This window comes from Mucilaginibacter sp. P4_D1, from assembly GCF_056401935.1.
In genome coordinates, this window is sequence record NZ_JBFUIJ010000004.1 from 175561 (window position 1) to 202057 (window position 26497).

The 26497-nt window shown below is 44.0% G+C and carries 20 protein-coding genes; 15 read left to right on the forward strand and 5 right to left on the reverse strand.

The window, feature by feature from the left end; translation table 11 throughout:
- Positions 1-7: 7 nt before the first annotated feature.
- On the forward strand, positions 8-1537 hold the full coding sequence (locus AC1DV1_RS06240; protein WP_477356645.1) for a RagB/SusD family nutrient uptake outer membrane protein: 1530 nt from the start codon (positions 8-10) through the stop codon (positions 1535-1537).
- A 117-nt stretch (positions 1538-1654) separates the two neighbouring features.
- Here the strand turns inward: AC1DV1_RS06240 and AC1DV1_RS06245 are convergent, their stop codons facing one another.
- Positions 1655-5332: a PAS domain S-box protein gene (locus tag AC1DV1_RS06245; RefSeq protein ID WP_477356647.1), complete on the reverse strand. Its 3678-nt coding sequence runs from the start codon at positions 5330-5332 to the stop codon at positions 1655-1657.
- Between the two features lie 618 nt (positions 5333-5950).
- Here AC1DV1_RS06245 and AC1DV1_RS06250 point away from each other — a divergent pair.
- The 12 genes from AC1DV1_RS06250 (at position 5951) to AC1DV1_RS06305 (ending at position 19521) form a co-directional block, all read left to right on the forward strand.
- Complete coding sequence (locus AC1DV1_RS06250) at positions 5951-6124, forward strand: hypothetical protein (protein ID WP_477356649.1); 174 nt, start codon at positions 5951-5953, stop codon at positions 6122-6124.
- A complete protein-coding gene (locus AC1DV1_RS06255; RefSeq protein ID WP_477356652.1) occupies positions 6121-6321 on the forward strand; it encodes a hypothetical protein in 201 nt (66 codons plus the stop codon). Before AC1DV1_RS06250 ends, AC1DV1_RS06255 begins: the two co-directional genes overlap by 4 nt.
- Entirely contained in the window at positions 6314-7279 is a 966-nt protein-coding gene (locus AC1DV1_RS06260) for a sterol desaturase family protein (RefSeq protein WP_477356654.1), read from the forward strand. Before AC1DV1_RS06255 ends, AC1DV1_RS06260 begins: the two co-directional genes overlap by 8 nt.
- A 350-nt stretch (positions 7280-7629) precedes the next feature.
- Entirely contained in the window at positions 7630-7803 is a 174-nt protein-coding gene (locus AC1DV1_RS06265) for a hypothetical protein (protein WP_477356656.1), read from the forward strand.
- A complete protein-coding gene (locus AC1DV1_RS06270) occupies positions 7800-10889 on the forward strand; it encodes a SusC/RagA family TonB-linked outer membrane protein (RefSeq protein WP_477356658.1) in 3090 nt (1029 codons plus the stop codon). Before AC1DV1_RS06265 ends, AC1DV1_RS06270 begins: the two co-directional genes overlap by 4 nt.
- A 24-nt stretch (positions 10890-10913) precedes the next feature.
- Entirely contained in the window at positions 10914-12470 is a 1557-nt protein-coding gene (locus AC1DV1_RS06275; RefSeq protein WP_477356661.1) for a RagB/SusD family nutrient uptake outer membrane protein, read from the forward strand.
- Between the two features lie 10 nt (positions 12471-12480).
- Positions 12481-12957: a hypothetical protein gene (locus tag AC1DV1_RS06280; RefSeq protein ID WP_477356663.1), complete on the forward strand. Its 477-nt coding sequence runs from the start codon at positions 12481-12483 to the stop codon at positions 12955-12957.
- Positions 12958-12978: 21 nt separating this feature from the next.
- Positions 12979-13398, forward strand: coding sequence for a rhodanese-like domain-containing protein (locus AC1DV1_RS06285; protein ID WP_477356665.1), 420 nt, complete (start codon positions 12979-12981; stop codon positions 13396-13398).
- A 93-nt stretch (positions 13399-13491) separates the two neighbouring features.
- Positions 13492-15294: an arylsulfatase gene (locus tag AC1DV1_RS06290; protein WP_477356832.1), complete on the forward strand. Its 1803-nt coding sequence runs from the start codon at positions 13492-13494 to the stop codon at positions 15292-15294.
- 17 nt (positions 15295-15311) lie between these two features.
- On the forward strand, positions 15312-17192 hold the full coding sequence (locus AC1DV1_RS06295) for an arylsulfatase (RefSeq protein WP_477356667.1): 1881 nt from the start codon (positions 15312-15314) through the stop codon (positions 17190-17192).
- Between the two features lie 4 nt (positions 17193-17196).
- Entirely contained in the window at positions 17197-17928 is a 732-nt protein-coding gene (locus tag AC1DV1_RS06300) for a thioredoxin domain-containing protein (protein ID WP_477356669.1), read from the forward strand.
- A 51-nt stretch (positions 17929-17979) separates the two neighbouring features.
- Complete coding sequence (locus AC1DV1_RS06305; RefSeq protein ID WP_477356671.1) at positions 17980-19521, forward strand: arylsulfatase; 1542 nt, start codon at positions 17980-17982, stop codon at positions 19519-19521.
- 78 nt (positions 19522-19599) lie between these two features.
- On the opposite strand, the gene AC1DV1_RS06310 is transcribed toward AC1DV1_RS06305, so the two are convergent.
- Together AC1DV1_RS06310 and AC1DV1_RS06315 are read right to left on the reverse strand one after the other, a co-directional pair.
- A complete protein-coding gene (locus AC1DV1_RS06310; protein ID WP_477356673.1) occupies positions 19600-20832 on the reverse strand; it encodes an RNA polymerase sigma factor in 1233 nt (410 codons plus the stop codon).
- 44 nt (positions 20833-20876) lie between these two features.
- Positions 20877-21230, reverse strand: coding sequence for a YciI family protein (locus AC1DV1_RS06315; RefSeq protein WP_477356675.1), 354 nt, complete (start codon positions 21228-21230; stop codon positions 20877-20879).
- A gap of 298 nt (positions 21231-21528) precedes the next feature.
- On the opposite strand from AC1DV1_RS06315, the gene AC1DV1_RS06320 reads away from it, so the two are divergent.
- A complete protein-coding gene (locus tag AC1DV1_RS06320; protein ID WP_477356678.1) occupies positions 21529-22194 on the forward strand; it encodes a Type 1 glutamine amidotransferase-like domain-containing protein in 666 nt (221 codons plus the stop codon).
- A 417-nt stretch (positions 22195-22611) separates the two neighbouring features.
- Positions 22612-23760 (forward strand): acyltransferase family protein, encoded by a 1149-nt coding sequence (locus AC1DV1_RS06325; RefSeq protein WP_477356680.1) that lies wholly within the window; start codon positions 22612-22614, stop codon positions 23758-23760.
- Between the two features lie 84 nt (positions 23761-23844).
- Here AC1DV1_RS06325 and AC1DV1_RS06330 read toward each other — a convergent pair whose 3' ends face one another.
- Positions 23845-25311 (reverse strand): oligosaccharide flippase family protein, encoded by a 1467-nt coding sequence (locus tag AC1DV1_RS06330; RefSeq protein WP_477356683.1) that lies wholly within the window; start codon positions 25309-25311, stop codon positions 23845-23847.
- Between the two features lie 57 nt (positions 25312-25368).
- The gene (locus tag AC1DV1_RS06335; RefSeq protein WP_477356685.1) at positions 25369-26367 is read right to left on the reverse strand and encodes a glycosyltransferase family 4 protein; all 999 of its coding nucleotides are present in this window, start codon (positions 26365-26367) and stop codon (positions 25369-25371) included.
- Between the last annotated feature and the right edge of the window lie 130 nt (positions 26368-26497).

The window sequence follows — 26497 nt, forward strand, 5'->3', positions numbered from 1 at the left end:
AATTAAAATGAATAAGAAATTTTTAGCCATTGCCTGCTTTGCTGCGGTTGTGGCCATAAGCCCGTCTTGTAAAAAAGACTTTTTAAATGAAAGCGACCCCAACGCGGTAACCGTTGACGCAAGCTATAAAACACCCAACGACGTATTGCTGGCCGTAAATGGCATTTATCAATCAATGCGCAGCGGTAACAATGTTGGCGAGGGAAGCGATTTGTGGACAGATCAGCGTTCAGATGATACCGGTACTAACGATAACCAGTCAAACGCCGGCGAACCTTTCCAGTTCAACAACTTTTCTATATTGCCAAGCAATACTTATTTAAAAGCCCACTGGGTATCGTTGTATACCACGGTTAGCCGCGCAAATGTGGTGTTATCGCACATTGACCAGGTTAGCTTTCCGGATAATAACTTAAAGTTGAAATACGCTGCCGAAGCGAAGTTTTTGCGTGCATTTACTTATTTTGAATTAGTGCGGCTTTGGGGCGATGTACCGTTGGTAACCAAACAACTATCATCTGCAGCCGATGTTGCCGCCTCAACTTTCAGGGTAAAGCAAGATGCGGTTTACCAGCAAATAATAGCCGATTTAACAGATGTTGTTAACAGCCCGCTTCCAAACCTGCAGGCATCAACCGGCAGGGTATCAAAAGCGGCTGCTAATTTCCTGATGGGCCAGGCATACCTTACCATGGCCACTACTTTAGATCAGGCTAACCGGACCACTAATTTAAACAACGCCAAAACAGCCTTAATGGCTGCTTACAACATGCGTAATTTTGGCCTGTTGAACAGCATCCCTTATACGGATGTTTTTGATGTAAGCAAGAAAACAACCTGCCCGGAGCTGATCTTCCAGATTGTGAACATCCAGGGCGATCTTAATTACAGTTCGTCAATCGCCGCCAACAACCAGGCAAAAGGTGAAACCATCAACTCGCAAAAACCATCATCGGGCGCTGGTTATAATGTTACCCATGATTTGATCAATGAGTACGAAACCAGCGATCCGCGAATGACCTTCTCTGTTAAATACGCTAATGATCCTATTGTTAAAGATTGGTTTGTTACCAAATTCAGGGATGTTAGCAACGCTGCCGGCGTTAATGGCTATGGCGGTAACGACTGGATTTTGATGCGCTATGCTGATGTAATCCTGTCGCTTGCCGAGGTTAATAATTACCTGGGCGATGCCGCAACTGCTACAAGTTTCTTAGACCAGGTGCGTACCCGTGCTGGCATGCCAACCTATGCTGTATCAATGACAAATAGCGATTACGCTTCGAGATACCCTACGCTTAAGCTGGCTATTTTACATGAGCGCCGTGTTGAGCTGGCCTTTGAGCACCACCGCTGGTTTGATTTGCTGCGTACATTTACTACCGATGAGTTAGTAGCCTACTTTAAAGCCAAAAAACAAACCGATTTTGGTTTGGCACAGGTAGCTAACTTTAGCACAAAAGACCGTTATTATCCTATTCCGTTTGATGAGTATAAACTTAACCCTGTTAAGATGTACCAAAATCCAGGTTATTAATTAAAAACAGAAAGGAGGGGGTAAAACCTCTCCTTTTTTATATCACTACAACCGTTAGTCAAATTATTCTGATATCCCATGTTTTAACGATGCATGGTTTCTATCACATTAAAGGTATCAGAAAGTTGCCAGCGGTAAACTGAAATAAAAGGTGGATCCTTTTCCGCTTTCGCTCTCCGCCCAAACCTTGCCGCCATGACGCTCTATAATCTCCGAACTTAGGTATAACCCAATCCCGAAACCGGATATATGCCGGGTATGGTTAGTTTCCACACGGTAATAACGGTCGAAAATTTTGTCGAGATCCTCCGGCTTAATACCCATGCCGTCGTCTTTAACACTCAGGATAACTTCGCCGTCCTTTACGATACAGGATACGTCGATATATTTACCTTTTGGCGAGTATTTGATAGCGTTACTTATAAAATTCGATATCACCGAGCCAATCTTGTCGCGGTCGGCATTCAGCAGCACCGGCTGGCGCTGGTCATAGTTGATGACATGCGTGCTGGTGGTTAAGTTAGCTTCTTCGATCACATCCAAAATCAGCGTTTCCATATCAAAATCCTGCTTCTCGATGTGGATCTTTCCCGATTCCAGCCGTGAGATGTTCAGGAAGCCGTTGATCATGGCTGTCATACGCTTTACCTGCTGGTTTGCTTTTTGCATGGCACCCACCAGGAAGCTATCCTCGCTGGTCCCAAGTTTGGCATTGGTTACCTGGATAATGGCGCCCAGTGAAGTCAACGGCGTTTTTAGCTCATGGCTAACCATGCCTATAAAATCGCTTTTGCGTGTTTCATCCAGTTTCTTTTCGGTAATGTCACGGGCAATTTTTGATAAGCCGATAATATTGCCCTGCGGGTCTTTAACAGGCGATATGGTGAGTGAGACATCAATCAGGCGGCCATCTTTGGTTTGTCTTTTTGTTTCGAAATGCTGCACGCGCTCACCGGATTTTAAACGCGCCAATATCTGCGGTTCTTCATCAAGGCGGTCTTCCGGGATGAGTTTATAGATGGTTTCCCCTATCATCTCTTCTCCTGGATAGCCAAAGATGCGCTCAGCCGCGGCATTCCAGCTGGTGATTACACTGTCAAGTGTTTTACTTATAATGGCATCATCTGAAGATTGAATGATGGCTGCCAACCTTGCACTTTGCTTTTCGGCATCTTTCATATCTGTAATATCCAGAACGGTGCCAATAAAGCGGGTCGCCAGGCCCGATTCAAAATAAACCGAGCCGTGTACCTTAACCCAGCGTGTTTCACCATTATTAAAACGGTTGATCCGGAAACTAATATCATACCGGCCGCCCTTTTCAGGATGGATGGCTTTTTCTACCTCCTTTTCTACCCACTCACGGTCGTCTGGGTATATGTGTTCAGCAAATAAAGCAAAAGTAACGGGTGTATCTGGATGCACACCATAGATGTCGCGGCATTCTTTAGACCAGTAAAGTTCCCCCGTTTGCGGATTATAATCCCAGGTGCCCAGGCTGGTTGATTCAATAGCCATGCGCAGGCGCGAGGCACTGGCGGCCAGTTCCTGGTTGGTATCTTCCAGCCGCTGCTGCATAACCATTAACTCCTCGTTGGTAGTAATGAGTTCCTCGTTTGATGCCGCTATTTCTTCGTTAACCGCTTGCAGTTTATTTGTATATTCAGCCTGTTGCTGCTCTGCAAGTTTGCGTTCTGTAATTTCATGCAGCACACCGGTAAAATAGCGGTTGATGCCTTTTTCATCCTGCTGTACCGTTCCAATGCCTCGCACCCATCTTATTTTGCCATCGTTATGGCCAATAATGGGATATTCCATATCGAATTTTACGCCTTTGGTTATCGCCTCTTCCACAAGGTCGGCAGCCGCCTGCCGGTAATCCGGGTGAATCTGGTTGATAGCAGCCTCATACGGCACCTCTTCTTCGGAACCGAAACCAAAGAATTCCTTAAGTTTGGTTGAAGGGTAAAAGATCCGGTCGATCACGTTGATATAATAGGTTCCTAAGCCGGCCGCTTCAGTGGCCATTCGCAAACTTTCTTCGGCGCGTGCTATTTTTTTTGTGGCTATATGCTGGTCGGAAATATCCATGACCACCCCAGTAAATGCCGAAAAGGCGCCGGAAGGATCGGCTTTTAAATTGCCAATGGCCCGCAACCAGCGCAACTGGTTGTCATGCAAACCCACCACAGGATAAATAACATCATAATCTCCACCGTTATAAATTGCGTTTTCCAGCTTAGTAGCTACAAAATGGCGGTATTCATCAGTAATTTGTGCCAATGCCTGCTCAATAGAAAGGTCTTCGTGGGGATAGTATCCAAATAACTCTTTCAGACGTACATCAACAATGAACTCCCGCGTGACAGAATGGATAAACCAGGTTCCGAAATTGGCAGCGTCAATCGCTAAACGCAGTGCCACTTCACTTTCCTCTATTTTTTGTTGTGCCTCGTGCAATCGCTGATTAACCAACGCCAATTCGTTGTTAGTGGAGGTTAATTCTTCGTTAGAAGCGGCTTGCTCTTCATTAACGGCCGCCAACTCTTCATTGATCGCTTGTAATTCTTCCGAAGCGTTCGAAAGTGATTCTTCCCATTGTTTGCGTTCGGTAATATCGCGGGTTGTACCGGCAACGGCCTCTACTTCCCCATGTTCATTAATTACCGGGGTAAAAATATAATCATACACCCGGCGGCCTAAAATAGCATGCGGAAAAGATACCTCTCCGCGAATAGGTTGTTTGGTTGATTTAACCTGGTCTATCTCGCGTTCATGCATTTCTGCATGCCAGGGTTCGTAACCGTTTTCGAGAAGTCCTTTGCCAACTGCATTTTCCCATGTTTTGCCCCACATGGCAAGCAAAGCCTGATTGACATAAATAAAGCGATAGTTTAAATCAAATACGTATATCAGGTCGGGTGTACCAGACGTGATTGTTTCATATACCCTTTTTTGCTGATCTGACTGTTCCCTGGCTCGTTGCAAATCCTGCTGTACCTCTATCATTCCGGTTACCTCGAATACAAACGCCATGATTCCATCAATCTGGTCATTTTCATCGCGGCGTGCCTGGTAATTAAAACTGAAATAACGGTTGGTTGTAGGCCCGCCTTCATACTCGGCTATTGGTATCAACAGCTCGTTCATTTGGTAAGGCTCTCCTGTACGATAAATGTTTAACAACACGTCTTGCAATGGAGTACCTACTAACTCCGGTAACGCTTCAAACAGTGGCCTGTTTAATAATCTTCGGCCGGGTAATAATTCCTGGTATGCGGGATTAACCAATTCGTAAACTAAATCGGGGCCGTCAAGGATGCAAATACCAGCTGGGGCTTGCATAAAAAAGTTCTTAAGCCGGTCGCGTTCCCGCTTAAAGGCCGCCCGCGCTGCTTCAATATTTTGCCGTTCATTTACCTGGCTGGTATTTTCAAGTACCCAAACTGCTACTTTTTTTACTTTACCCGCTTCATCTTTTATGGGGGCATAAACAAAAGTAACGAAGATTTTTTCTTCCCGGTCATGCCTGATCAGCATCAACTCCACCTCATTTGCATAATAAGCCTCGCCGGTTTTAACTACCCCCGCCAGGGCCTCCTCATAATAAGGCCGGGCCTCTGCAAAGGCATCCCAGTAAAACTGACCGAAAATAGTTTCGTAAGGCTTTCCGGCTACTTCCACGAATTTCTTGTTGACAATTTCGGCAACAAAGGAATCCGCATTTAATATGCAAATTCCAATAGGCGCATGGAGCACAGCATTATGTAAATCTTCTCCGTCAGTTAATTGCATGAGGGGGCCGGCTGTTTTATATTGTGAACCAAAATAACCAAAAAAAAGCAATTTTGTTTAGGGCTATTTTGGATGCCAAGAATCCCCGGTCAACATCATGGCTATTATCCGATAATATTTATCGTTGTTAATCATGAAGGATGGGCCGCATCGCCATCGCAGCATCAAAAGTTGATTAATATGAGCGAATACCAACAGGCCAAAAGCAGTAAATTGCTAAGCTTATTCATGGTTTTAGGGGCTTTAACGCAAATAAATAAATTATGTTATATAATTTCTATAGAAATAGTAGTATATATGAAATCCTTTTTTATATTTGCCCCTGTAATTAAATCACAAACAATTAAATCATTAAAAGCAACCACCATGCAACCCGATCTTTTACCCAAATACGGCCTTGCTAATTACCCATCAACTGCTATTGCTTTTACCTGCTGTTGTATTTCTTGTTGTAGCTGTTGATATAGCATCATAAGGATTTAGTCCTTTCTCCAGCTCCCGTTATTTTACACACGGTTCGCTGACTACAGAATTCATTTTTTAACTAACAGGTGCCTGTGCCGGCGTGACTAATGTTGTGCGGTATCAGGTGCTACTTACCACTTAATATTTTTCATTATGACCATTAACGACGTTTCCCTGCTTGGGAAAAAGGTATTGGTTGGCATCATTGTAACCCTGATACCTTTCATTATCATTTTCGGTGGCCTGTGGCTCACCCGCAAACTACTGGAGCGAAGCTCAAAAACTAAAATAGCATTCACAATTCACCCAAAAAGCAACCGATTATGAAACTGGAACAAGCCACTAAAGTACGGATAGTCAAAAACGCGTTGCTCAGCCTGCTGCTTTACGCACTACCCATCGTGCTCATGTTTGCAACTTTTTTTATCACCGGCCAACGCCCCTGGGAAAAGAAGCAACAGCATAAAGAACAAACCACTATAAAGAACAAAACTGTAAATACTCAACCACAAAGCAATGATTGAACAGATAAAACAAGTAATAGAAAACCTTAACGGCTATGGCTTTTCCGTTTTGGTATTAGTGCTCGGTGTGCTCGAATTTTCATTCGGCCTTTACAAAAAACGCTGGAACAAGAATGAAAAATGGGTGGATATTGCCTGTTTTACCATCCCAAAACTGGTAGTGAAACCGCTGGTTGCGTATTATGGGCTAAAGGTATTGCCCGCTATACTACCGGGTTTTAAAGATTCTTTTAGCTGGGTGCCATTTTTCTGGGGCTGCGCTATCATCGCGGTGGCTGATGATCTTACTCAATACTGGTACCACCGTTTGCATCATGAAGTGCCATGGTTATGGCGTTTTCACCGTACCCATCATTCGGCGTCATATATGGGTATGGCTATGGCCAGCAGGCAAAATATCATTTATACTATTTTCTTTTCGCAAACCTACTTAACAACGGCTTTGGTTTATCTTGGTTTAGGTATCCCTGCTGTTGTTGTTAAAGGTATTAAAGGCACCATTACCACGCTGGCCCACTCAAGTATTCCCTGGGACAAGCCGTTTTATCAATACAAAATATTACACCCATTGGCCTGGATTTTGGAGCGTACCATATCAACACCTGCAACGCACCACGCCCACCACGCGGCTACTACTGATGATGGGGTAGGCTATTACAAAGGTAATTTTGGTAACATGTTCTTTTTGTGGGATATCATTTTTGGTACGGCACATATCTCGCGCCAGTATCCTAAAGCTTACGGCATTTCACATTACGAAGGCGATCAATGGTACGCACAGCTGGCCTGGCCTATATTTAAATCAAAAGTACCCGGTAGCGAGCTTGCTGCGGATGGCCCCATGATTAAGCAAGATGTTCCGTTGCAGCCACACCAGTTGTACAGGCCTGACTCGGTAGTTGAGCCAGGAATAGAACCGGCCGAAGCTTCATTCAGGTTGCAGCCGGTAAAAGCTTAAAACTAAAATAATATTAGTGCCAGCAAAGGCTACATCTATGCCAACTATGCGGAGTTGGTATGGATGTAAGTATCTGCAAATCAATTGCTGTTGCCGGCCTTAGGAGCATGACCTCAAAATACAGTGCTAATTAGTGCGATGGAGCGGGTGTTCTTAAGAAAAATAATACCCCTTAAATAAATAATCTGCCTGTTTAACGGGCATAATGAGAAAGGAACATGAAAAAATAGAACTATTACTTACTGCAAAAAGGGGAAAAGCAAAGCCTTTCCCCAGTCATTAAAACAACGAAACAGGGATCGATTGGCGTTGAGCCTGTTTCAATTGTGTCATTTTAACTATTCAAATTTATGCAAAATATTGCGAAAGCAGGGAAAGGCTATGCGTTGCCTTTTTCCCGGCCCGCGGCATCTTTTATGCTGCAGGTAGTTGACGGCGTTTTTCGTCAACAGTACTCATATACCCCGTTTTATGCGGTTATCCAGTCGTCCGGTTTTTCATCTCTTAAAAACCTGTCGACATGAAAAAAACTTTAATAATCGCGCTCTTAGTACTGATTGCCGCCCCGCTGGTAACCTTTGCACAGCAAACGGAGCCAATAATAAATTCCAGACTGGTTGGTCGTGTTATTGATGGCGCTACCAAAGAACCTCTGCCAGGTGCTGTAGTACGTATCGAAGGAACCACACACGCGGTAGCAACCGATATTGAGGGTAAATTCAGCTTTGTGACCGGGCAAAAATTCCCTTACAAACTCATTATTACCTTTACCGGGTACGAAAAACAAGAGTTTATTGCCGATGGCAGCCCGGTAGAAATCCAACTGAAAGATGCCCAAACTCAGCTAAACCAGGTAGTGGTTGTGGGTTATGGCTCGCAAAAACGTAAGGATATTACCGGTTCGGTTGCTTCGGTGCCGGCCCTGGCCTTAAAGCAACCCGTTCCCTCGCTTGACAGGGCTTTGCAGGGCGCTGTTTCTGGTATCCAGGTTACACAAGCCACAGGGCAACCTGGTGCCGGCGTAACCGTGCAGGTGCGTGGTGTAAACTCCATAAATGCCGTTGCCGAACCTTTGTATGTAATAGATGGTTTTCCAACGTCAAACAGTAACTCGTTAACGGATGCCGGCGTAACCAATGGTCCTAAAATTAATCCATTGGCATCTATCAATACCTCGGATATTGAAAGCATCGAGGTTTTAAAAGATGCTTCGGCAACAGCTATTTATGGTACAAGGGGTGCCAATGGTGTTATCATCATCACAACAAAAAAAGGTAAAGCCGGTGTATCATCCATTAATTACGATGGTAGTTACGGTAAGCAGGAAGTGATTAAAACGATACCGCTGTTGAATACAACACAATGGGAAGCATTGCGTAACGATGCCTTGACAAACAGCGGCAAAGCAACCCAAACGGAAGCTCAATTGAACCCGTACAATGCCAATACCGACTGGCAGGATGCGGCTTTCCGCAAAGGCAACACGCAAAACCACAGCCTGTCAATATTTTCGGGTACCGAAAGAACACGGGTTGCTTTTTCGGGCAACTATTTTAAACAGGACGGTATATTGCAAAATACCAACTTTGCGCGTTATGCAGGCCGTGTAAATGTTGAGCACGATTATAATGATAAGTTCAAAATATCGTCGTTCATAACCGGCAGCCGCACTACAGCGCAGATAGCGCCGGCAGGGGTAGTACCGGCGATTTTGCTGATGACGCCTACTACGCCCATTTACAATGCCGATGGATCGTTCTTTATCAAAAATATATTTGAAGGTACCTACGGTAACCCTATCAATACGCTGTATAACCAAATTAACACCACTACCACAAGCCGTATTTTGGGCAATATAGCCGGCGATTATAGGATTACCGAAAATCTTACAGCAAGGGTACTGGCGGGTATAGATATTATTGATAATAAGCAAAACAGGTATTTGCCAGCTTCGGTATATGAAGGATCTGGTTACTCTGGCCTTGGTGAAGTCGGTACACTTAATTCGTATAACTGGCTTAATGAAAATACCCTTACCTACAATAAAAAATTTGGTAAGCATTCATTAAACGTGTTGGCTGGTTTTACGCAACAACAATTTAAGGCCGAGGGCTCTATCAACGGTGCATCGGGTTTTGTTAGCGATTATGATACTTATAATAACCTTGGCTCGGGAAGTATTACCTCCATATCAGGAAGCGGCTTCGCGATAGCCCCTTCTACATCCTCAAATATCTGGGCGCTGAAATCATACCTGGGCAGGGTAAATTATGGCTTTAACAGCAAATACCTGTTAACGCTCACCTTGCGTGCCGATGGTTCATCAAAATTTGCACCAGGGCATCAGTGGGCGTCCTTCCCATCGGCAGCGGTAGCCTGGAATACTTCAAGCGAAGATTTTCTTAAAAATGTAACCGCTATCAGCCAGTTAAAACTACGCCTGAGCGCCGGCCAAACCGGTAACAGCGATATTCCGGCATACCAGTCATACTCGCAATTAGGTTATTATCGTTACAACTTTGGTAATACCACTGTTGCCGGTTTTGCACCCAACAGCCTGTACAACCCCAACTTAACATGGGAAAAAACAGCTCAATATGATCTTGGTTTCGACCTTGGTTTATTTAAAGACCGCATCAGTATAACGGCCGATGTGTATTACAAAAAAACAACCAACCTGTTGCTTTATCTGCCATTGCCCGCTACAAGTGGTTTAACCATTATTACCAATACTGCCATCACCAACCCGCAGCAATATGAAAACGTGGGCTCGGTGCAAAATAAAGGTTTCGAGATTGGGATAAACTCGCATAACCTAACCGGTGGTTTTGTGTGGAACACCAACCTGGTATTTGCTGTTAACCGGAACAAGGTATTAAGCCTGGGCGGCAATGGAGTTACCCAGTTCATTCCGGATTCGTCCCTGCCTTCTATCCTTAAAGTTGGTGAGCCTATTGGTTCATTTATCGGCTACAAAACCAATGGCTTAATCCAGGCCGGCGGTACGATACTTACCCCGGCCGCCAATACATCGGCTGGCGGCCAAAACTACAAGGATATCAATGGAGATGGCAAAATAACACAAGTGGCCGATAGGGTAATTCTTGGTAACGCCCAACCTAAATTTACAGGTGGTATTACCAACACATTTTCCTATAAAGGCATCGACTTAAGCGTATTTCTGCAAGGCTCCTATGGTAATAAAATTTATAACCAGCAAAGGGCGGTATTGGAACTTGGTACAGGTTACACCAATGCCACCACCACGTTACTCAACCGCTGGACACCAACAAATACCAATACCGATGTTCACAGCGCTTTCCAGGACCCGGCGCCAACCATATCTGACAGGTTTGTAGAGAATGGTTCATACCTGCGTCTTAAAAGCCTCAGTATAGGCTATACTTTCCCGCAATCGGTACTTTCCACGTCGCCAATCAAGAAGATCAGGATCTATGCAAACGCGCAGAACCTGGCTACCTGGACTAAATATACCGGGTACGATCCGGAAGTGAGCAGTAATGAGCAGTCGGCCATTACCTCGGGTGTTGATAATGGGGCTTATCCTAACAACAAGTCGTTTATTGTAGGTATAGGGATCACCCTGTAGCGGTTAACTTTTGATTTTTAAAACATGAAAACTAAAAATATTAAATACCTGATCTTACTGATCGCTCTCGGCGCTGTTTCATGCGCCAAACTCAATGAGGATCCGCGATCATTTATACCGGCAAGCCAGTTTTATAAAACCCAGGCCGATGCCGTAGCTTCGGTTACAGCTGCTTACTCGTTGTTAAACGCAGGCGCAAACAGCGTTCAAACACCATATAATACCCTTTTTAATACAGGTATGGATTTTATGGGTGATGACGAAGGACCTGGTCCTGGTGCTACAAACGCCGATGTACGTTCACAGGCTGTGCTTGGGCATTCGGCATCGGGCCTGCGTATTTTGCAGATATGGCAACAACATTATGCGGCTATCAAAAAGGCCAACATTGCCATTGATACCATACCCGATATTAAATTTGATGCTACGCTAAACAAAAGGCTTGTTGCCGAAGCGAAGTTTTTGAGGGCTTTGTATTACTTTAACCTGGTGCGTTTGTACGGCGATGTGCCTTTGGTACTTCACGATCAAACGTCTATCAACCTGTCTGATCTGCAGGTTCCCAGAACGGCTGCCGCTACGGTTTACACCCAGATAGAAACTGATTTAACCGCTGCCGCAACCGATTTGCCGAATAGCTATACCGGCGCAGATGTTGGCAGGGCAACCGCGGGTGCGGCGTATTCATTATTGGCCAAAGTTTATCTTACCGAGCGTAAATGGGACAAGGCCGTAACCCAGGCCGAAGCGGTGATAAGCGGCCCGTACGGGTACGATTTGTTTACCAACTATGCCGATGTGTTTTTGCCTGCTACCGAAAATGGCAAAGAACACATTTTCTCGGCCCAGTTTAAATCAAACTCGCAGGGGCAAGGCAATAACCAGGCGCCGCGGTCTGTGCTGAACGGCATACCCGGCATGGTAGGTAGTTATGCCGACCAGGTAGTGTTTTATTCGGTACCCGATGCTACCAAACCGAATGGCGTAGATAAGTTTTTTAGTATCTATAAACTATATCCGGCCAATGATAAACGTAAGCGGGTAAGCTTTGTAACACGTTTTCAAAGCCCTGCAACCAACCTGTACTATGGTAAGCTGAATGATGCTACAATAGCTAACGACTCGATCCCCTTCTTTAATAAATATTTTGACCCGAGTGTAGCTGCCAACGAAGCAGAATCGGGCGCTAATGTGCCAATCATCCGTTTTTCGGACGTGCTGTTGATCCATGCTGAAGCGGAGAATGAGCTGAATGGTCCTACTACTAAAGCTTATGCATCTATCAACCGGGTTAGGAAACGTGCCGGGCTTGATGACCTTTCGGGGCTTGACCAGGCATCTTTTCGCAATGCGGTTTATTTAGAACGAAGACTGGAATTTGTTTTTGAGTACCAGCGCTGGTTTGATTTGATCCGCGAACGTGATGCATCGGGCAAGGGCATACTTGAGGTGAGTTTGCTTAAGGTGGGCAAAACCAATGTAAGCAAAGGCGCGGCTGGTAAATTTTACCTGTTCCCGATACCGCAGCAGGAAATAGATAATAGCAACGGCAAGCTCACCCAAAACCCTGGCTGGCAATAAAACCATAGTGATGAAAAAAGTAATTGTTGTCCTTTTGATGCTGACAGGCTTTTCGGGCCGGGTATTTGCCCAGGCGGCCCCTGCCGAAAGCGGCTCGCACGGTATCGACCCACGGGTAAGTGCTGCCGTGCTGCAGGTGCTTGATGAGTATATGACCACCTTTAATGCCAAAGATTTGAAGGGTTGGGAGGCCACCTACCAGTTTCCGCATTACCGGCTGGCCGGCGGAAAAATGTCAGTGTTAGAGAAAGCCGGCCTGCGCGATTCGGTCAAAGTTTTTGGCGAGCTGCATAAGGCAGGGTGGGACCACAGCCAGTGGGACCACCGCAATATTGTGCAGGCATCAGCCGATAAGGTGCACGTGGATACCCGGTTTTCGCGCTTCCGGGCCGATGGCAGCCTCATAGGGCAATATGAATCATTGTACATATTAACTAAAGAAAACGGCCGCTGGGGCGTAAAATTTCGCTCCAGCTACGCCGAATAATATCAAGATTAAAGTAAGGTCATGAAACAACTAAACATCATTATCCTGCTGCTCCTGGTGGTTACAGGTATACAGGCTCAAACTTACGTGCAAAAAAAATCGGCTAAAATTGTAGTAACACCCGAAGTAAGTAAAAAACTGCTTGCCGAGGTAGAGCAGGGTAAAGCCTACCTGGTAGATGTACGCACCCCGGATGAATATAACAAGGAGCATTTAAAGTATGCGGCCAATATCAATATCAAGGGTGCTGATTTTGCCGATCAGATCAAAAAATTAGACAAAACAAAGCACATATACCTGTATTGCCATTCTGGTAACCGCAGCGGCAAAGCTGCAGATTCCCTGGCAGCGCTGGGGTATAGTTTGGGCTACAATATTGGCGCCATTGATAGCTTAACAAAGGTTGGCTTCCCTGCTCAACAGGCTCAATTTAAACCATAACATACACATATCATGAAGATATTAAACAAGTTGACAAAAAAACTCCCGGGGCATTCCGAAACCGGTTACCATAAAAAAATATGGCCTGTTATAATGGCCATTGGTTTAATTGGGTTGCAAAGTGCAAAGGCCCAAAATAATCAACCTTATGGCGGCGTGGTGGGCAAAACGCTTGATGATTCAAAGGAGTGGTGGCCCGAGCCGCATAAAGCGCCCGCCGGCGCCCCAAACGTATTGTGGATTATTTTAGATGATGTTGGCTTTGGTGCATCAAGCACTTTTGGCGGCATCATTAAAACCCCCAATTTTGATACGCTGGCCAGTAACGGGCTGCGTTATACCAACTTTCATACGGCTGGTATTTGTGCGCCAACACGGTCGGCGCTACTTACCGGGCGTAACCACCACTATGTTCATGAGGGCGGTTTTTCGCACGTAACCCTATCGGCCGGTTTTCCGGGGTATGATGGTCGTATCCCCTCAGACAAGGGAACCATTGCCGAAATATTACGCGAGAACGGCTACAATACTTTTGCTGTGGGCAAATACGGGCTTACGCCTGATGAGGACGCTACCGATGCCGGCCCGTTTGACCGCTGGCCCTCAGGCAAAGGTTTTGATCATTTCTTCGGATTTTTAGGATCGGCCACCGACCAGTACAAGCCCGATTTAGTTGAGGATAACGCCCATGTAACACCGGATGGCCGCCACCTTAACGACCAGATAACCGATAAAGCCATATTTTACTTAACCCGTCAGCATAAAGCAGCGCCCGATAAACCATTCTTTTTATACTATGCCCCGGGTGCCACCCATTCGCCCCACCAGGTGGCCACCGAGTGGAGCGATCTTTACAAAGGCCAGTTTGATAGCGGCTGGGACGATTTCAGGGAAAAAGTTATAGCCAGGCAAAAACAACTGGGCATTATTCCGGCTTATGCCAAACTGCCTGAGCGCAACCCTCGCATCCCGGCCTGGAACTCACTACCGGCAGCCGAGAAAAAGCTGTATGCCCGTTTCATGGAAGTTTACGCCGGATATTTAACCTACACCGATCATGAAGTTGGCAGGCTTATTAATCATTTAAAACAAAGCGGGCAACTGGATAATACCTTGGTATTTGTAATCATTGGCGATAACGGGGCCAGTAAAGAAGGTACAGTTCACGGTGTTATCAACCCTAAAAAGAACTCGGCAAAACTGGTTGCAGAAGATACTTACCTGAAAACCAACATTGAAGATATTACCGATATAGGCACACCGCAGGCCACTACCAATTATCCCCTGGGCTGGGCACAGGCCGCTAATACACCATTTAAATACTGGAAACAGGATGCCAACTCAGAAGGCGGCACACGCAATCCGCTTATTGTGTATTATCCAAAGGGCATTAAAGATAAAGGGACTATCCGTACCCAATATGGGCATGTAATTGATGTGCTGCCTACCACGCTGGAGTTTACCGGTATCAAACTACCGGAATATATAAAGGGTGTTAAGCAAGACACTATACAAGGTACATCGCTGGTGTATTCCTTTGATCATCCTGAAGCGCCCACCCGCCACGTTTTGCAGCACTATTACATTTTTGGCTCACGGTCGGTTTATAGCGATGGCTGGAAAGCAGAGGCTGCGCACCACCCGGACAACGTGGAACTGGGTGATTTTAAGGTTGGACAGAATGTGCCCGATAAAAGCTTTGACGAAGATGTATGGGAACTGTACAACTTGAACCAGGATTTTAACGAACGTGTTGACCTGGCAAAAAAATACCCTGAAAAGTTAAAAGAGCTTAAAGCGGTTTTTGACCAGCAGGCTAAAAAGAACAACCTGTATCCGTTTATCGACTGGTACGATGTTTACCACCAGCGCATCCACAAAAATTATAAAAAGTAAAACTAAATAGTACGATCATGAAATACGCCTATCATCGAATTATAGCCCTATCGGCCATAGCTGTTGTGTTTAGTGTGCCTGCTTTTGCGCAGTTGCCGCAGGTACCGGTAACGCCGCAAAACATAGCACCTATTGATCCTTCCACTTATAAAGGCGTGGAGGGAAAAACGCTTGCCGAATCAAAAGAATGGTGGAACAAACCGCTTAAAGCCCCTAAAGGAGCACCCAATATTGTTTGGATACTGCTTGATGATGTGGGCTTTGGTGCATCCGGCACTTTCGGCGGGCTTATCAGTACCCCAAATTTTGATACACTGGCTAATAATGGTCTGCGGTATACCAATTTCCACACGGCTGGTATTTGCGCGCCAACACGGTCGTCATTACTTACCGGGCGCAATCACCATTATGTGCATATGGGTAACTTTGCCCACGCCTCTACGGCGGCCGGGTTCCCCGGTTATGATGGCCGTATCCCGGCTGATAAAGGCACCATTGCCGAAGCACTCCGCGCCAACGGTTACAGCACTTTCGCGGTGGGCAAATGGGGTGTAACGCCCGATGAGGATACCACGGCAGTTGGCCCGTTTGACCGCTGGCCCACCGGCAAAGGTTTTGACCATCACTTCGGTTTCCTGGAATCGGCAACAGACCAGTATCACCCGCCGCACTTGGTAGAGGATAACTTCCACATTAAACCAGATGGCCGTAACCTGAACGAGCAGATTACCGATAAAGCTATCGCTTATATCGATGCAGCACATAAAGCCGCGCCCGATCAGCCTTTCTTTTTGTATTACGCGCCGGGCGCCACACATGCACCGCACCAGGTAAGCCATGAATGGAGCGACCTTTACAAAGGCAAATTTGATGAGGGTTGGGACGTATACCGCCAACGGGTTTTTGACAACCAGAAAAAAGCAGGCTACATTCCTGCTTATGCCAAACTGCCCGAACGTAACGAACGTATCCAGGCCTGGAACAGCCTGCCTGCCGATCAAAAGAAACTGTATGCCCGTTTTATGGAAGTTTATGCGGGGTATCTTACCTATATAGACAACCAGGTTGGCCGGGTTATCAGCTACCTGAAAGCATCGGGCCAGTTTGATAATACATTGGTTTTTGTGATGATAGGGGATAACGGCGCAAGTAAGGAAGGAACCGTTCACGGTATCATCAACCCTAAAAACTCTGCTCTAACTACGCTTGAGGCTGATTACATCAAAAAAAACGAAAGCGATTACGAAACCATCGGCACACCCGAAGCTTCAACCAATTACCCGTTGGGTTGGGCACAAGCAGCTAACACGCCATTTAAATACTGGAAATCAGATGCCGATGCCGAAGGGGGGACCCATAACCCGCTGATTGTTTACTATCCAAAACTGATCAAAGAAAAAGGCACCATTCGCACCCAATACGGCCATGTTTCGGATATCTTCCCTACCACCATCGAAGCTGCCGGTTTAAAACTGCCCGAGTTTATTAAGGGTATTAAACAGGATACCTTGCAAGGCAAATCGCTGTTCAGCTCGTTTAATAATGCCCAGGCAAAATCGTTGCATACCCAACAGTACTATTACATTTTTACTTCAAGGTCTATCTATAAAGATGGCTGGAAGGCCGAGGCTGCGCACCGCCCGGATAACGTAGACCTGATAAACTTTCCGAAGGAGAAAACCATCCCCGAGCGTAATTATGATAAAGACGTTTGGAAACTGTATAACCTGAACGAAGATTTTAACGAACGTGTTGACCTGGCTAAGAAATACCCGGAAAAGCTAAAGGAGCTGAAAGATTTGTTTGATGCCGAAGCTAAGAAGAACCACATCTATCCATTTATCGATAGGGATGATATTAACAATAGAAGAATCCATCACCTCGAAAACAACAATTAAGATTATGAAAAACTTAAAAACAATTTTACTGGCCCTGCTGGTAATTTTTACCGGCGAGGTAAAAGCGCAATCGCCTGCTTTGTTATCGCTTGAAGCCTTTGCCGCTAAATTAAAACAGGCCAAAGATCCGCAGGTACTTGACGCCCGCGCTGCCGAAGAGTTTGCACAAAACCATATTAAAGGCGCCACAAATGTTGATGCCAAAGCTGCCGACTATCAGCAAAAACTTGATGGGCTGGATAAGGCTAAACCTACGTTTGTTTATTCAATAGCCAATGGCCGTAGTGCTGTGCTGTCGCGCGAGTTAAGGGCCAAAGGCTTTAAAGATGTAGAAGAGCTTCCGGGCGGTTTGGCTAACTGGATTGGCTCGGGCCATCCCATTATTTCAACTACTAAAAAAGGCGTGTCGCTTTCCAATGCCCAGTTTACTGAATTGGCCGCTTCATCGCCATTGGTTTTGGTTGATTTTGGATCGAGGTATTGCGGCGCCTGCAAAAAACTGGTGCCTGTGCTTGATTCATTGAAGGCCAATTCTGCCTTTACGCCCAAGGTGATCAGCATTGAAGTTTATGACAACACCGCCCTTGCCAAAGAGTTAAAAGTAAATGTGCTGCCAACACTGGTACTGTATAAAAACGGCAAGGAAGTTTGGAAAAAGCAGGGCTTTTCATCAACCACCCAAATAGTCGCTGTTGCCGAACAGGCAAAAACAGGCCTGGCTGCCAATGGTAAATAAAGCAAAACTATGCTAAAACGAATTTGCTGCCTACTTCTTATTATATTGTATATGGGGCCTGCATTTGGGCAGGCCCCTAAACAAAAGCCCAATATCGTCATCATTTTGGCCGACGATATGGGCTTTTCTGATATCGGCTGTTTTGGTTCCGAAATCAGCACGCCCAATATAGACAGGCTGGCCCGCGAGGGCCTTAAAATGACCCAGTTTTATAATGCTGGCCGGTGTTGTCCGTCGCGGGCGGCGTTGTTAACCGGTTTATACCCTCACCAGGCTGGTGTGGGCGATATGATAAAATATAAAGGCTCGCCCGCATACCAGGGATTTTTAAACGAAAACAGCGCCACCATTGCCGAGTTGTTAAAAGATGAAGCGGGTTATAATACCATAGTCTCGGGAAAATGGCATGTAGGTTTGCAGCAATCTGCACTGGCCTATAATCGCGGGTTCGATAGGTCATTTACGATGTTGAACAACGGCAGCAGCTACTTTAATTCGGCACCGCTGTATAACGATGGCAGCAAGATTACTTTTATGCTGAATGATAAAGAAGTAACCCGCAATGATACTTCAAAATATCTAACACAGGCCATTACAGATTTTGCTCTCAAATCTTTAGACGAGATCGAAGCGCAGCAAAAACCTTTCTTTATGTATGTAGCTTATAATGCACCGCACTGGCCTATCCAGGCCTTGCCCCGGGATATTGCAAAATATAAGGGCCAGTACCTTAAAGGTTGGGACGTTTTGCGAAAACAACGCTATCAAAAACAGCTTGCGGAAGGTATCATCAAAAAGCAATGGCAATTATCTGCACGTGATAAGCGCGCACCGGCCTGGGATTCCTTATCTGCCGAAGAAAAAGATAAATGGGACACCCGTATGGCCATTTATGCAGCCATGGTTTACCGCATGGACGCTTGCATAGGCGAAATTATGACTAAATTGAAGCAACTGGGAAAAGATAAGAATACCATAATCCTTTTCGCCTCAGATAACGGCGGCAGTGCGGATGAAGTAAAAAGTTTATCAACGGTTATTCAAAAATCTGGCGTACCCGGCTCGGTAAATTCAATAGATAGTTATGAGATACCCTGGGCCAATGTAAGTAATACGCCGTTTAAACTGTTTAAACGCAATACGCATGAGGGCGGCATAGCAACACCACTCATAGCGTGGTATCCGGGGCACATTAAAGCGGGCAGCACCAACAGCAGTCCCGGGCACCTGGTTGATCTGATGCCCACCTGTCTTGATCTGGCAGGCGTAAGATATCCAACTCAATTTAAAAACAGGCAGCTAACACCCCTGGCAGGTGTTAGTTTGGCTGATGCATTTAAACGCAAACCTTTCACCGGTAATAAAACACTGTTTTGGGAGCACGAAGGCAGCAGGGCCATAAGGAAAGGCAAATGGAAACTGGTTGCCGAGCCGGGGCAACCCTGGGAGTTATATAACCTTGATGCGGATCGGTCTGAAATAAACAATGTAGCAGATAAATTTCCGGCATTAGTCAATCAGCTGAAGGACGAATATATTCAATGGGCAGCAAAAGTGGGTGTTGTTGACTGGAGTAAAATAGCAAATCTTTGAGTGCCCCACCCCAAGTTTCCTTGCTGACCGTAGGAATGAAAATTCCTAATACGCGATCTTTTGACGTACGCATGCCGATCATTCTTCAAGTTCGTCTATTTTTTTCTGGATAATTTTTTTATCTGCTGATGTTCTGGCAATAGTCAGGGCGTTTTGAAAATTCGTTTTTGCTTTTTGGTTATCAATACCGGTATAAAGCTGGCCCAGCAATGCAAAGTAAAACGGATTGTCCGCCAGGTTCAATTTTTCGGCTTCAACAATGGCTTCCTCCTTACTGTTTGCTTTAGCCAGCGCATAGGTACGGTTAAGCGCCGCTACAGGCGAATAGGCAATCTGCAAATAACGATTATAAAGCTGTAATATGTTTTCCCATTTCGCTTTAGTGTCCGCTTTCTGCGTGCTCCAATAGGCAATTGAGGCCTCCAGGTGATATTTTGAAAGAGTACTGCCTATAGCCGACTTGTTTAAATAATATCCGCCTTTGAGGATCATATCCGCATTCCACAGGCTTGTATCCTGATCATGATACAAAATTATTTCGCCGTTTTTATTTAACCGTGCATCTAACCGCGAGGCGTGAAAATACATCAGCGCAAGCAGGGCATTAACCGCAGGTTTATTGGTATGCTCATTGTCGGCAAGCATTTGGCATAGCCTGATGGCCTCAAAGCACAAATCCTGCCGCAGTACCTGATTTTGGCTAATGGAATAATATCCCTCGTTAAACAGCAGGTAAATGGTTGTCAGTACAACTTCAAGTCGCTCATCTATCTGCGCCGGAGCGGGAAGCTCTATTTTGATTTGCGCCTCGCGTAACTTTTCCCGGGCTCGATACAAGCGCTTGTTTATGGTTTCCTTGCTACTCAGAAAAGCCTCAGAGATCTCATCAATGCCAAACCCGCAGAGGATCCGGAGCGATAAGCCAACCTGGGCCTCGGGAGGGATACAAGGGTGGCAAATAGCGAACATCATTTGTAACTGACTATCGCTGATGTTTTGCGGCGATAAATCTATCTCAGTTTCATAGCGTTCTGAAAAATCGCTTTTTACTTGCGGCACAACTTTAGTTTGAAAAGTTAAATCGCGCTGTAAATAATTTTTTGCTTTGTTTTGAGCAACGCGATACAACCAGGCGACAGGATTTTGGGGTAGCCCGTTAAACCCCCAGGTTTGCGCGGCGGTGAGGAAGGTTTCACTGGCGATGTCCTCGGCTGTCTCCATTTCATCAAACCCAAAGCGCCTGCACAATACCGAGACTATCTTCCGGTATTCCGTCCTGAATAAATGTGGTATTAACTCCTGTTGTTCCATAAGCGGGAAAGCCCCTGTAAATGTACAGAGGCTTTTTAAAGCTTTTAGTGTGGCCCATCATTTTTGGCAATGCGGCGTACTTCCATCGTATTGCCTTCGCCTTGCAAAACCGGGCAGCCTTTTGCAAATTCCGCCGCCTCGTCTGCAGATTCGGCTCTTACCACAATAAACCCACCTATAGTTTCCTTAATCTCGCCAAACGGACCATCGGTAACCATTTTGTTGGAGTGCACCACACGGGCATCGTCAAAAGGCAGGCCCGTGCCGCTCACAAATTTGTTTTGGGCGGCGATACTGCCTATCCAATCCATGGTTTGTTTCATCCATATTTGCATTTGCTCTGGCGAGGCTATTTTTGTACCATCCTCATGTCTCATAATTAGCGCATACTCGTTCATTTTTTTAAGCTTTAATTGTTACTGAATTTATGAATTATAACCCGATAACAATTGAGGTTTTTGGAATTGGACAAGGGCTGCAAAAAAAGCATGCTCTCTCGTTTGACTGGCAGGGTTTAACTCAGATGTTACCGGCCATTCTTTACATGATTTTTTTGAAGCACATCAATATGGCATACCAATACACATCGTCGCAAAATACCTCCATATTGCCGCAATTGACCCACCTCTGTTTACGTCATGCATTTTATTTTTATACAATCATTATAATTACTTTAATCTATCAATTTGAAACATCATGAAGCTGCTTCTCACTTCTGCCGGCATAAGCAATGCAAGCATCCATAACGCGCTTATTGAGTTACTGGGGAAACCCATTGCCGAAGCCCGCGCCCTTTTTATCCCTACCGCCATATACGGCATAGCCGGTGGGGTCGATATATTACGCAAGGTAATTTGCGGGCAGTTAGGCGACCCTTTCTGTGATCTGGGTTGGAAATCATTAGGAATACTGGAGCTTACTGCACTGCCAAGCATCAAGGAAGAAGTTTGGTTGCCCACGTTGCAGGAGACAGACGTTTTGCTGGTTGGCGGGGGCGATTGCCAGTATTTGTGTTACTGGATGCAGCAATCGGGCCTGGCAAAACGTTTGCCTTCGTTATTGCAAAAGATGGTGTATGTGGGCTTAAGCGCCGGAAGTATGATCATGACCCGCTTTGGAACCACTTACGGTAACCATAATTTGCCGGCCGAAAGTGATAAGTCGCTAAAACTGGTTGATTTTGCTTTACACCCGCATTTAGATCATGAATGGTTCCCGAAGAATTCTATGGACAATATTGAAAAACTGGCCGCTACGATAGCAGTACCTTCATACGCGATTGACGACCAGACCGCCATAAAAGTGACCGACGACGGCATTGAGGTTATCAGCGAAGGGCACTGGAAGCTGTTTAATCCCTGAAACCGGGAGGCGCGGTAAATTCGCGATAGCTATTTTATTCTATCGATTGTATGACTGTAAAAAAAAGTAAAAAGCCATTTTTTTATCCGCTCCCCTTTGTTTTTATGACGATAGCTTATCCTGGTGCCCGGAATCCCGAAAGATGGCATTCATTGTTTTAGCTAAAAACTCATTGATTGGAAATTTGCAAACCCTTTAAAACTTTTAGGGAATGTTAGGGTTTTTAATGTAAATCTTATGGTATTGACTATTCTTTTCTCATGAACAATCCCAAATTTTTTGTAACGCTCTGGATTTGGGAAATAAAAGCCAATCAACTTATTAGTGGATATTTCAAAATCACTCCTCGCAAAAACGCTTTTCCCGGAAACGCTGAAAATTTTTCATCATCGCCTAAAAAAATAGAAATAATTATTCATGGATCCATTTAATACCCAATTTATACGAAATGAAAAACGATGGCCGTGGATAGATTATGATAAGGGAATCAGTATTATACTGGTTGCTTACGGCCACTGCTATGAAACCCTGAAAGATCACGGACTGGCATTAGCGCAATATCCTTTTTTTAATTACATAGGCGTTTTTTTGTACGGCTTCCGTATGCCCTTGTTCTTTATTATATCCGGGCTGCTCATCGTAAAAAGCTTAAACAAAAAAGGATTACCCGCCTACATTAGCAACAGAAGCAATAATATACTACACCCCTTGTTTGTGTGGGGAATAATACAGGTTACGTTGCAAATTATCATGAACCATTTTACCCACAATGGATACACTGCAATAGATTATTTAAACCTGATCATCAATCCACGGCGAACAGGGATTTTCTGGTACCTGAATGCATTGTATTGCATCGGTGTAATTTATGCGTTCTTACACGTTAAGCTAAAGGTTGCCGGTTTGGTACAGCTGTGTATAGGTGCGGTGTTGTATGCGCTGTTCCCGCTGATGTATCATATTAAAGCAGGTTTGTTTACTGACATTTTTGAATATTATATCTTTTTTGCCCTAGGCGATTTATTGTCGGGCTTAATGCTTAACGATAAAAAAATGCAAGCCTACACGTCATGGAAATTTTTCATTCCCCTGGTTATTGCTTTTTTTGCAATTCAATATTATAGTACCCCCTTTAATTTACAGGCATCTGATTTTGGAATCAGGTATGTGGAAGTTAATAAACCTTACCTGTTTTTTGCACAGGCAATAATTGGCTGCGCCCTGTCAATCAATTGCTCTTTCTTTTTACAAAAACTACAGGCACTAAAATTCCTGCGTATTGTGGGTTATCATTCGCTATATATTTATTGTGTACAAATAATTGTAATGACGGTAACACGCACTGTGTGCATGGGTATTTTACATATTACTTATGTGCCCGCACTGATATTTATTATCTGGACGGCCGGAATTGTACTACCCATTTTCTTTTATAATTTGTGTCTCCGATACGGTTTTTGGTGGTTGTTTAGCTACAGAAAACCCGAAAGGGAAATAACATACGTTAAAACTGCTGACATTTTTGGTTTTGTAAAACGCAAAAAGATAGCAGAAACAAGCCGATAAAATTGACTTTTATTGTTTCGTTAACTTAGTAACAGCCCTGAAAGCTTTGCTAAATACTAATAATTTAAACCAAACATAGTTTGCTTAGACAATGGCGTTGGGTTTTACCACCAAAGCTTGTAGTTTTTTACCCGCAAAAGTTATAATCAGCGTAATTACCCAGGCAAACGCAAAAAGCAGGTAAGGGTTTACTAATTTGCTTAATAACATGTAGCCTCCTATAAATACAGTTGTCATGATATAAAACATAAAAACTGATTTTAAAGATACCATTTTGCGCCCGAGCAGCAGAATATCCTGCGAAATGTGAAATACCAGGAACGAGGCAAATATGGAGTAATTTACTACGCTTAATGATTTGATATATAACACGCCCAAAAGGCACATAGACAGGTTTACTACCAATGCTATGATATTAAACAGCATATCTTGCTTTTCCATTTTCATGGCAATTAAAACGTTGGCCTGTAGCAACGCCGTTGGAAAAACCAGGATGGTTAAAAACATTTGTTTGGTGTATTCGGCATTGCTTAAGTAAGTGTTGCCAAAAGCAATGGGAATTAATTTATCTGAAAAGGAATATATAAACGTAAAAGCCAGCCATCCGAACAATAAATAGTATACATGCATCTTTTTATAAAAAGCAAAAAAATCGGCTTTGTCGGGTTTTGAATAATGTTTTACAAGCAAAGGAAAAACCGAGGTTGAAATGACTACAGGCAGTATCTGCGCTATTGAAAATATTTTAAACGATATTTCGTAATTGGCAACATCAAACGCCGTTAATACTTTTGATATGATGATGTTTGACATTCGCCAGTTGATGATAGATACTCCGCCGATGATTACAAACGCCCAGTTCATGATAACCAGGGCCTTCATATCATGGTACGTAACCCTACAGCGCCAAAGTGTTTTAACCGTAACCAGGTTTGATGAACCAATAGTGAGGAAAAGGTTGAGGGTTAAAAAACGGATACCTATTAAAATAACAGATAATGTGATGATAGAAAACGGGTAAACAAATAAAAGGCACCCGGCAACAAACTTTAAAACCGATTCGATAGTGAGGATGATAAAGGTTTTCTTTTGTTCAAAATTAGCAACGTTTAAGGATTTAATACCATTTATAAGGTTATCAAAAATAACGTTAACGCCCATCAATATAATTAGCACTCGTGTAAATTGATCGCCATAAATCAAAAACGCAAGGCCTACATTGATGACATAAAAGCCGATGCCGAAATATATCTGCATTTTGATAAACTTGCTTATCAGCGTTTCTTTATCATCAGTGTGTATGAATTCCCTGATAAACCATTGGCTTAAGCCCATAGTTGAAAATGCCGTGACTAATTGATAAATGGCGTTGGCCACAATATATTTTGCAAAAATGCCTGTCGGATATTTTCGCGCAAGGATTACAAAAAACAGGCTAAGGAACAACGTTTGCGACATCTGGGATATAATACCCCAGCTGCTGTTTTTAAAAAGAGAACTTTGAAATAATCCTGAAATTTTATTGGTAATTGTATTATAAGCAATCTTCATTTTATCCCCGTAACTKTTTTTTTAATGTGTAAAATACGTTTGGCCATGAAGTTACAGTTATAAAGAATCAATAAGCTTTATATAGTTGTCAATCATTACGTTGTAGGTAAACATGGCTTCATAATGCTTGCGGCTATTCTGGCTCATTAGTTGGTAGTCTTCAACTGATAAATTTACTATACTGTTAATTTTATCTGCCAGCCCATTCCAATCATCTGTTAGTTCGATGCCATTAAAATCGGGGACCCCAATTTCTAAATTACCTCCTACATCGTTCACCAATAGCGGCTTGCCATGCATAATTCCTTCTATAAGCGATATAGGCAGACCCTCCTGCGTTGAAAAAAGCATCAAAAAATCAACCTGCTTTACCAGTTCGTCCACGTGCTCAACAAAGCCTAAGGCTTTAAAGTTTGTTGTGTTGTTACATTTTTCAACCAGTTCATCGTAGTCCGGCCCTTTACCGGCAAAAACAATTTCAATATCCGGGTGAAGCTTGCCTTTTAAATGATTGACGATTAATAATTGACGCTTCACATCAATAACCCGGGCCGAATATAGAATGCTGATGGTTTGTTGTTTTTTAAATGTAACAACCGGATTAGCTTCTCCCTGGTCCTTTATTCCGTTATATATTAAAGTGATTTTCCTGTTTTTAAGGTTAAAGTAGGTAAGCAAATTGTGGGTTACTTTTTTTGAAATTGACACGATATCACAAGGGAAAAATGAAAAGTGTTTGTGCGTACTGTATACATTATGCGCTATATAAACTATCCTTGTATTTAAAAAAAACATCCGTTTAATAACCATGATCAAAGCCATGATATTGCGGGCATGCACCAGCAGTATTTTATTATTGAGGTAAAAAGGGTTGGCAAATTTTACATATTCGGCTTGCTTGATACCGTATTTTGGATGCAGTTTTTCGAATTCAGTAAATCCCAGTATTTTGCAATTATACTTATGCTTAATGCCGTTGTGTAAATCCAACAGTACTTTTTGCGCTCCGCCATATTCGTTAAGATCGGAGGTGGTTGATAATATTTCAAGAGCCATATTTAGTTTAATAGTTAAAAAATGGCATCGTTTTAGGTAATTCCATGCAATGTTTTATTTTTTTTTACGTTGATACAAACTAAAAATTAAAATGTTTTCTATTTTTATTATTTTTGTTCTGGTTATTTAA

Excerpts from the sequence above, each read along its gene's own strand:
- AC1DV1_RS06240 (WP_477356645.1), top strand. The coding sequence starts at position 8 with ATGAATAAGAAATTTTTAGCCATTGCCTGCTTTGCTGCGGTTGTGGCC.
- AC1DV1_RS06245 (WP_477356647.1), bottom strand. The coding sequence starts at position 5,332 with ATGCAATTAACTGACGGAGAAGATTTACATAATGCTGTGCTCCATGCG.
- AC1DV1_RS06250 (WP_477356649.1), top strand. The coding sequence starts at position 5,951 with ATGACCATTAACGACGTTTCCCTGCTTGGGAAAAAGGTATTGGTTGGC.
- AC1DV1_RS06255 (WP_477356652.1), top strand. The coding sequence starts at position 6,121 with ATGAAACTGGAACAAGCCACTAAAGTACGGATAGTCAAAAACGCGTTG.
- AC1DV1_RS06260 (WP_477356654.1), top strand. The coding sequence starts at position 6,314 with ATGATTGAACAGATAAAACAAGTAATAGAAAACCTTAACGGCTATGGC.
- AC1DV1_RS06265 (WP_477356656.1), top strand. The coding sequence starts at position 7,630 with ATGCAAAATATTGCGAAAGCAGGGAAAGGCTATGCGTTGCCTTTTTCC.
- AC1DV1_RS06270 (WP_477356658.1), top strand. The coding sequence starts at position 7,800 with ATGAAAAAAACTTTAATAATCGCGCTCTTAGTACTGATTGCCGCCCCG.
- AC1DV1_RS06275 (WP_477356661.1), top strand. The coding sequence starts at position 10,914 with ATGAAAACTAAAAATATTAAATACCTGATCTTACTGATCGCTCTCGGC.
- AC1DV1_RS06280 (WP_477356663.1), top strand. The coding sequence starts at position 12,481 with ATGAAAAAAGTAATTGTTGTCCTTTTGATGCTGACAGGCTTTTCGGGC.
- AC1DV1_RS06285 (WP_477356665.1), top strand. The coding sequence starts at position 12,979 with ATGAAACAACTAAACATCATTATCCTGCTGCTCCTGGTGGTTACAGGT.
- AC1DV1_RS06290 (WP_477356832.1), top strand. The coding sequence starts at position 13,492 with ATGGCCATTGGTTTAATTGGGTTGCAAAGTGCAAAGGCCCAAAATAAT.
- AC1DV1_RS06295 (WP_477356667.1), top strand. The coding sequence starts at position 15,312 with ATGAAATACGCCTATCATCGAATTATAGCCCTATCGGCCATAGCTGTT.
- AC1DV1_RS06300 (WP_477356669.1), top strand. The coding sequence starts at position 17,197 with ATGAAAAACTTAAAAACAATTTTACTGGCCCTGCTGGTAATTTTTACC.
- AC1DV1_RS06305 (WP_477356671.1), top strand. The coding sequence starts at position 17,980 with ATGGGGCCTGCATTTGGGCAGGCCCCTAAACAAAAGCCCAATATCGTC.
- AC1DV1_RS06310 (WP_477356673.1), bottom strand. The coding sequence starts at position 20,832 with ATGGAACAACAGGAGTTAATACCACATTTATTCAGGACGGAATACCGG.
- AC1DV1_RS06315 (WP_477356675.1), bottom strand. The coding sequence starts at position 21,230 with ATGAACGAGTATGCGCTAATTATGAGACATGAGGATGGTACAAAAATA.
- AC1DV1_RS06320 (WP_477356678.1), top strand. The coding sequence starts at position 21,529 with ATGAAGCTGCTTCTCACTTCTGCCGGCATAAGCAATGCAAGCATCCAT.
- AC1DV1_RS06325 (WP_477356680.1), top strand. The coding sequence starts at position 22,612 with ATGGATCCATTTAATACCCAATTTATACGAAATGAAAAACGATGGCCG.
- AC1DV1_RS06330 (WP_477356683.1), bottom strand. The coding sequence starts at position 25,311 with ATGAAGATTGCTTATAATACAATTACCAATAAAATTTCAGGATTATTT.
- AC1DV1_RS06335 (WP_477356685.1), bottom strand. The coding sequence starts at position 26,367 with ATGGCTCTTGAAATATTATCAACCACCTCCGATCTTAACGAATATGGC.